6 protein-coding genes and 1 pseudogene are annotated in these 7,478 nt (G+C 40.4%); all 7 read left to right on the top strand.

From position 1 onward, the window contains the following. Positions 1-19: 19 nt before the first annotated feature. Positions 20-847, top strand: a pseudogene (locus tag V7659_RS03615) (ABC transporter substrate-binding protein); the annotation flags it as partial. Continuing rightward, complete coding sequence (locus V7659_RS32035) at positions 821-1,279, top strand: DUF3502 domain-containing protein (RefSeq protein ID WP_420491699.1); 459 nt, start codon at positions 821-823, stop codon at positions 1,277-1,279. The pseudogene V7659_RS03615 and the gene V7659_RS32035, both read left to right, overlap by 27 nt. 111 nt (positions 1,280-1,390) lie before the next feature. Beyond that, the gene (locus V7659_RS03605) at positions 1,391-3,193 is read left to right on the top strand and encodes a sensor histidine kinase (RefSeq protein WP_335538156.1); all 1,803 of its coding nucleotides are present in this window, start codon (positions 1,391-1,393) and stop codon (positions 3,191-3,193) included. Beyond that, positions 3,186-4,694, top strand: coding sequence for a response regulator transcription factor (locus tag V7659_RS03600; protein ID WP_335538155.1), 1,509 nt, complete (start codon positions 3,186-3,188; stop codon positions 4,692-4,694). Before V7659_RS03605 ends, V7659_RS03600 begins: the two co-directional genes overlap by 8 nt. Before the next feature lie 17 nt (positions 4,695-4,711). Continuing rightward, positions 4,712-6,124, top strand: a complete 1,413-nt coding sequence (locus V7659_RS03595; protein WP_335538154.1) for a glycoside hydrolase family 1 protein — start codon at positions 4,712-4,714, stop codon at positions 6,122-6,124. Beyond that, positions 6,088-7,071, top strand: a complete 984-nt coding sequence (locus V7659_RS03590; protein WP_335538153.1) for an ROK family protein — start codon at positions 6,088-6,090, stop codon at positions 7,069-7,071. Before V7659_RS03595 ends, V7659_RS03590 begins: the two co-directional genes overlap by 37 nt. A gap of 20 nt (positions 7,072-7,091) precedes the next feature. Continuing rightward, positions 7,092-7,478 (top strand): ROK family protein (locus tag V7659_RS03585; protein WP_335538151.1); only part of this gene is annotated, 387 nt, incomplete at its 3' end.

Raw genomic sequence — 7,478 nt, 5'->3', positions numbered from 1 at the left:
TGCATAAGTCAACCAGTATACAAAGAAAAAAATTAATGCCACAGTGAAAATGACCCAAATTGACTGGGGGGATTGGGATCAAAAATCACAGGTGATGATTAATTCAGGGGAACCCTTTGATATTATCTTTACGAACGGTACCTCTTACGTTCAAAATGCCCAAAAAGGTGCATTTAAGGACATTGACGATATGTTAGGAAAAGAGGGCAAAGAACTTAAAGAGACTCTTAATCCTGCCCTGTTAGAAGGAATTAAAGTTAATGGAAAAATTTATGGCGTTCCTACTAATAAAGAGGCAGCTAGACAATCGGTTTATACCTTTAATAAACGCCTTGTAGACAAATACCACTTTGATCTTTCAAAAGTAAAAACCTTGGAAGATCTTGAACCAATGCTGAAAACCATTAAAGAGAATGAACCTGGCGTCACTCCAATGGCTACATTCAAAGCCTATCTGCCATACGATTATATCTTTAATAATGAAATGCCATTTGCCTTTGCAATGGAAGGCGATAGAGACCATGTGATTAACCAATTTGAATCTGATTTAACCATGAAAACCTATAAGACTATGCATCAATATTATAAGGCTGGATTTCTTAAAGAAGATGCAGCGACAAGTAAAGACAGCTGGCCAATGGATGTAGAAAACTGGTTTGTCCGCATGGGTGATTCTCAGCCATATGCTGATTTATTATGGTCGCGCTCGGCTAAGTATGATGTTGTTTCCGTTCCGGCTGAAGCTCCGATTACCATTAATGATTCTGTATCCGGTTCCATTCAGGCCATCTCAGCCACTTCCAAGAATCCTGAGAAAGCAATGGAATTCCTGACACTGCTTAATACTGACCCATACCTGCGCAACCTTGTTGACAAAGGGATAGAAGGCGTTCATTACGAAAAAAATGACAATGGAACGATTAAAGACCTTCCTGCACGTGTAGACCGTTATAATGTTCCATCTTATTCACTTGGAAACTTCTTTATTTTAGATTTGTATGAAAATGATCCTAAAGATAAGTGGGATAAATTCGAAGAGTTTAACAAATCTGCCAAAATAGCGCCAACCCTTGGTTTTCATTTTAACAGCGACCCAGTAAGATCTGAGCTTGCATCGATTACGAATATTTCAAAAGAATTCTATCCAGCTTTGGCAACAGGTTCTGTTGACCCAGAAGAGTACTTGCCAAAATATAATAAGAAGTTAAAAGAAGCTGGAATTGACAAAGTCTTAAAAGAAATTCAAAAGCAATTTGACGAATGGAAGAGCAAGCAATAATAAGAACAAAAAAGTCAAGCTGGGTGGAAAATCTCAGCTTGCTTTTATTTGAAACCATAGTTTCCAGTGGTAGACTAGAAAAAACAATAAGTATAATTTGAGGACATCAAAATGGGATTAAGAAGAAAAGGACGTTTTACTCAAAAAATATTTAATAAACTATTCTTGGCATCATCTATCACTATTATTTTAACCATCATTGTTTTAATCGTTACGATTACGAACTATTACTCCGAAGTGATTATTCAAAAAGAAGTGAACGTCAATACCAGAACGATGGAGCGGGTGGAGGATTATTTTTCTGCTAAAGATGCAGATATTAATCGGTCCAAAAGGGATTTTTATGTTAAAGGGGAAGTCATTGATGATATGTCCTTTGCCCTTCAAAACGGCTATGCGAAATATTTAGAATACCGTCTCGATAAATTTTCGGAGGGCAAGTCCTTTACACCGAATAATATTGATACGTATTTCAATGCCTATTTCGGTCAAGATAGCGATATTAACGCGATCAGTTTACGTTCGTTGGAAACCCCTTCTGTAGAATACCTGCTCATTTTTCAAAATTTACGATGGAATAAAAGCATCATCGATTCTCCGAGGCATTTAGGCAGCCTGTATCTCTCAGAAGAGATTCCCAATCTTGGTGGGGATGGTATTCCACGAGGCAGGCAGCTAAGAGATACCTTTACCAAACAGATTGTCGTTAACAATCCAGTGACCTTGAAAAAAATAGGTGAGATTACTATTTTTTATTCTACTAGTCGACTGGACAAAATGGTCAAAAAGCGCGATGGAGTGCCTGCTTCCTTTTTTATCATGGATGCTGAAGGGAAAATCATCTATTCCGTCAATAAGGGTGATGTTCCCTTAGATATGATCAAACAGATAAAGCCTGAAACAAATGAGAAAAAAATAAAGTGGCAGAATGACCATTTTTATATCAGTACCATTGCGAACCAGGGGGATTATACGTATGTCAGTGTTATTCCCGATAGAGGGTGGCAAAAGCTTACGATCGTCAGGGGAACCATGTGGGGTGTCATTATATTCTTCATCATTATTTCCATTTTAATTTCCTATTCCTTTACTCGAAATTATTCAAGGCGTATTAATAAGATTGTTTCGATTATTCGGCAGGTTGAGAATGGAAATCTGGATGCCAGGATACCGGAATCCAAACATGAAGATGAATTATCAAGGATTGCTGTCAATATCAATTCGATGTTAGATGAATTGAATAATTATATTGAACAATTTTACCTGTTAAATTTAAAGCAGCAGCAAGCGGAATTAAAAGCGCTTCAGGCCCAAATCGATCCTCATTTTTTATTTAACACGTTAGAGGCGATACGGATGGTGGCTGTCGTAGAGGGTTCAAAAACTTCTAGTAAAATGATTTTCCATTTATCAAAGCTATTTCGCTACTCGTTAGAATCAAAAGACACGGTGCCTTTATATACAGAAATTGAATATGTCAATCAATATTTAAAATTAATGCAATTTAAATTCCCAAACAAACTACAGGTTGATATTCATATACCTAGTAACGTGGAGCAAACACCTGTGCAAAAGCTCATTTTGCAGCCGATCATCGAAAATTATTTTGTTCATGGTTTTAGAAAGGATTACTCCGAAAATGAGCTGCTCATACGTGCTACGCAGCTAGGGGAAACGTTGGAAATAACAGTGGAGGATAATGGTAAGGGGATAACGGAGGAGGATCTTGCGATGATTGTCCAGCATCTTAATTGTGAAGACGGAGACGAAATGGATTCAATTGGATTAAGAAATATCCATCAACGTTTAAAACTGAAATTTGGAAACGCATTCGGCATTTCTGTGAAAAGTATCAAAGATAAGGGAACGATTGTGACACTTTCTATTCCAGTAAGAGGGACCAGCGATGTATAAGGTGCTTCTGGTTGATGACGAGCCGTTAATTACCATAGGACTTCAAGCCCTCCTAGATTGGGAGGACGATGGCTTTGAAATTGTGTCGCGTGCCGAGAGTGGGGAAGAGGCTCTTACCTATCTTAAGGAACATCCAGTCGATCTCCTAATTACCGATATATTAATGGGAGAAATGTCCGGGTTGGATTTAATTGAGGAAGCGAAAAAAATCCAGCCGAAGGTGAAATGTATAATTTTAACTGGTTATCAAGAGTTTAAGTATATTAAGCATGGTCTGTTATTAGGGATCGAAAACTATTTAGTCAAACCTGTGGATGAGGAAGAATTATTATCGACCATTCAAAATGTAGGCCGGAAAATGAATGCAGTGTCGGGAGGTAATCAGGCACAGGAACCGTCTACCCTAATGGACAATACCTTATGGCGGTTTTTAAATGGAGAGATTGAGAAGAACGACTGTCTGGAAAGATTGTCATTATATGATATCCAGTTTACTCAGCCGTATTATGCTGTTTCTATTTTAAGCTTTGAAAACTATTACAGAGTTGAGATTCTAAAGGAAATCAGAACCTTTATTGAGGAACATTGCGCAGCCGTTTGTTTATTCACTCCAAATCAAGACCTGGTCATTATTATAGGGAGCGAAAAGGAAGATGAACTATATCGATATAACCAAGGCCTGGTAGAGCAGCTAAAAGATGAAAAAAGAGGGGCCGGTTTATTCTACTTAGCGATGGGAAAGCCGGTAAAAGCGGTAGACGAATTAGAAGAAAGTTTTATGAGAGCAAGGGAATACAGCTTATTGCAGTTATATTCATGCCCAAATGTACTTCTTTCCGAACATTTGACGATTGATAAGCATGAAGAATTAAAAAAACAGCAAGAATTTAAAGAAACGATTGTCAAGCAGCTATTGAAAGCGGAGGGAGAAGGTTTACAACGGATTGATTCATTTTTTCAGGATCTCACCAAGAATTCTAGCTTTATCTCCCCGCCAGCTGCCAGAAAATATATCTTTGATTTACTTTCTTATATCCATTATTCGCTGCAGCCGAACGATCTCTCCTATTATACAGCTGCCATCGAAAGAATCGCGTATAGCTCTGAAATTGACGAGATGAAAGCCATTTTGAAGGAATATTGCCAGGAATTAATTTTTTCAATCCATAAGCAAGTCAATAATCGCAGTCCGATTGTCCAAAATGTCCTTGATTATATCCATGCCCACTATGTTGAAGGGATTTCGTTAAAAACATTGGGCCAGCAGTTTCATGTAAATGCCATCTATTTAGGGCAATTATTTCAAAAAGAAGTAGGGGCGGTTTTTTCGGAATACCTAAACCGATACCGATTGGAAAAGGCAAAGGAGCTCCTCAAAACCACCCATTACCGTGCAGGTGAAATTGGCAAAAAGGTAGGGTATTCAGATACGGCTTATTTCTATAAACAGTTCAAAAAAAGTGTGGGAACGACACCAAGTGAATGGAGAAAAATTAAATAAAAGAATGGTGATAATCAATGGATAATAGTTTGCAAGAATATAACCTTACCTATCGTTTTCCAAGAAACTTTTGGTGGGGAAGTGCCGCATCAGGCCCGCAAACGGAAGGCGCAGCGCTGATGGATGGAAGAAAGCAAAGTATCTGGGATTATTGGTACAGCGTGGACCCTGCTTGTTTTCATCATGGGGTTGGCCCGGAGCATACATCGGATTTCTATCATCGGTTTAAAGAAGATATCCAGCTAATGAAAGAAACGGGCCATAACTCCTTTCGAACCTCGATTCAATGGTCACGTTTGATTCCGGATGGAACTGGTGAAGTAAACGGGAAGGCCGTTGCCTTTTACAACCAGGTCATCGACGAATTGATTGCTCATGACATCGAACCATTTATGAATTTATACCATTTCGATATGCCGATGTGCATGCAGGAAAAAGGTGGATGGGAAAGTCGGGAGGTCATCGAGGCCTATGTGAATTATGCGGAGACCTGCTTTCGCTTATTTGGCGACCGTGTGAAATATTGGTTTACCTTTAACGAACCGATTGTCCCAGTTGAAGCCGGGTATTTATATAATTGGCATTATCCAAATATAGTGGATTTCAAACGGGGGGCAACGGTTGCCCACCATACCATTGTGGCCCATGCGAAGGCAGTAGAAGCCTTTAGAAAAATTAATGTGGACGGGAAAATTGGCATTATCCTCAATCTCACCCCATCTTATCCACGGAGTCAGGATGCCGAAGATGTAAAGGCTGCCCATATTTCAGATTTATTCTTTAACCGCAGCTTCCTTGATCCGGTCACAAAAGGGGAGTATCCCCGTGATTTGGTTGATATTTTAAATGAAAGAGACCTGCTTCCAGCCGTGGAGGCCGGTGATTTGGAAGTGATTAGAAATAATCCGATTGATCTATTAGGCGTGAACTACTACCAGCCGCGCCGTGTTAAAGCGAAAGAGAAGCCTGAGCCGGAGAATGCTCCGTTTATGCCGGAACATCTTTTTGATCCTTATATCATGCCAGGCAGGAAAATCAATCCGCACCGTGGTTGGGAAATCTGCGAGGAAGTTATCTATGATATTATGATTGACCTCCGTGACAACTATAGGAATCTGCCATTCTTTATTTCGGAAAATGGAATGGGTGTTGAAGGGGAAGAAAAGTTCCGTCATGTGGAAGGGTTTATTGAGGATGATTATCGGATTGAATTTATCCAGGAACACCTGAAATGGGTGCATAAAGCGCTTGAAGAGGGAGCGAATTGCTTAGGATATCACCTATGGACATTTATGGATAACTGGTCATGGACGAACGCTTATAAGAACCGATATGGATTAGTGGAAGTAGATTTAAAGAACGATTTAGCACGAACGGTTAAAAAATCAGGGAAATGGTACAAACAGTTGTCCGAAAACAATGGTTTTTAACCATGGAATGGGCAAAGGATGAAAATGAGGTGAGTCGGATGAAAGCGTACATGGTATTCGATATTGGCGGCACCTATATAAAATATGCTGTTATGGATCAAGAAGGAAAGAAATTAGAAAGTGGGAAGTTTCCGACTCCTTGTGAAGGATTAGAAAGTTTCTTGCAGAAACTTAGCCAAATTACAAAAGAATATTCGAATTCATTTGAACTGCAAGGCATTGCATTAAGTTCGCCCGGTGCTGTAAATGTTAAAACGGGATTTATTGGCGGTGCCAGTGCAATTCCGTATATACATGGAGTTTGTATGACTGACCTCATAAGGGAACGAACGGGTTTCCCGGTATCGATAGAAAACGATGCCAATTGCGCCGCTTTGGCGGAAGGATGGTTAGGTGCAGCAAAAGGCACGGAATACTATATTTGTATTGTCATAGGTACCGGAATTGGCGGCAGTATCGTCATTAACCAATCAATCTTACGCGGGGCGTCGCTCCACAGCGGGGAGTTCGGCTACATGATCATGGGAGCACAGTCTAAAAATCCGCTTGATCAAACCTGGAGCAAGACTGCTTCAACCCATGCTTTAGTGGAGGAGGTTGCGAGGAGAAAGTCACTGGTAAAAGGAATGTTGAACGGTGAAGAAGTATTTCTTCTTGCTGATAAAGGTGACACGATTGCCAAGGAGAGTATTGCAGAATTTTATAAACAGCTCGCCATCGGAATTTATAATTTAAAATATGCCTTGGACCCGGAAAAAATCCTCATCGGCGGCGGCATCAGCAAGCGGCAGGAAGTGATGGACGGGATCAATCGGGAATTGATGAGGTTAAGGGATGACATTTCCACGTTAGAGATTGAAGTGGAGGCGTGTCAGTTTGGAAATGATGCCAACTTAATCGGGGCATTGTTTCATTTCCTCAAGGACGCAGGCCGGCTTGAAGAATAATAGATTAGGAGGAGCTGCAAATGCATGGTGCGATTGAAGCGGGCGGGACAAAATTTGTTTGTGCGGTAGGAGACGAAAAAGGGAATATCCTGGACAGGATTCAAGTGCCTACCATTACTCCGGATGAAACTATCCCAAAGGTCATAGAATTTTTTAAAAAATACCCAATCGAAGCCATCGGGATTGGTTCTTTTGGCCCGATTGACGTCAACCGGGAAAGTCCTACATATGGACATATCACGTCTACCCCAAAACAAGGATGGAAGGATTATCCGTTTGTGCAAACGTTTGAGGACGAGTTTGGGGTTCCCATCGGATTTAATACGGACGTGAACGCTGCCGCGTTAGGCGAGGCGACCTTTGGTGCAGCTAAAGGGTTGGATAGCTGCTTGTATATAACGGTTGGA

The organism is Neobacillus drentensis (assembly GCF_036966985.1).
In the GTDB taxonomy this organism is placed as follows: Bacteria; Bacillota; Bacilli; order Bacillales; family Cytobacillaceae; genus Neobacillus; species Neobacillus drentensis_E.
The sequence above is the reverse complement of the archived record's forward strand: the minus strand, read 5'-3'. Positions and strand labels throughout refer to the sequence as shown.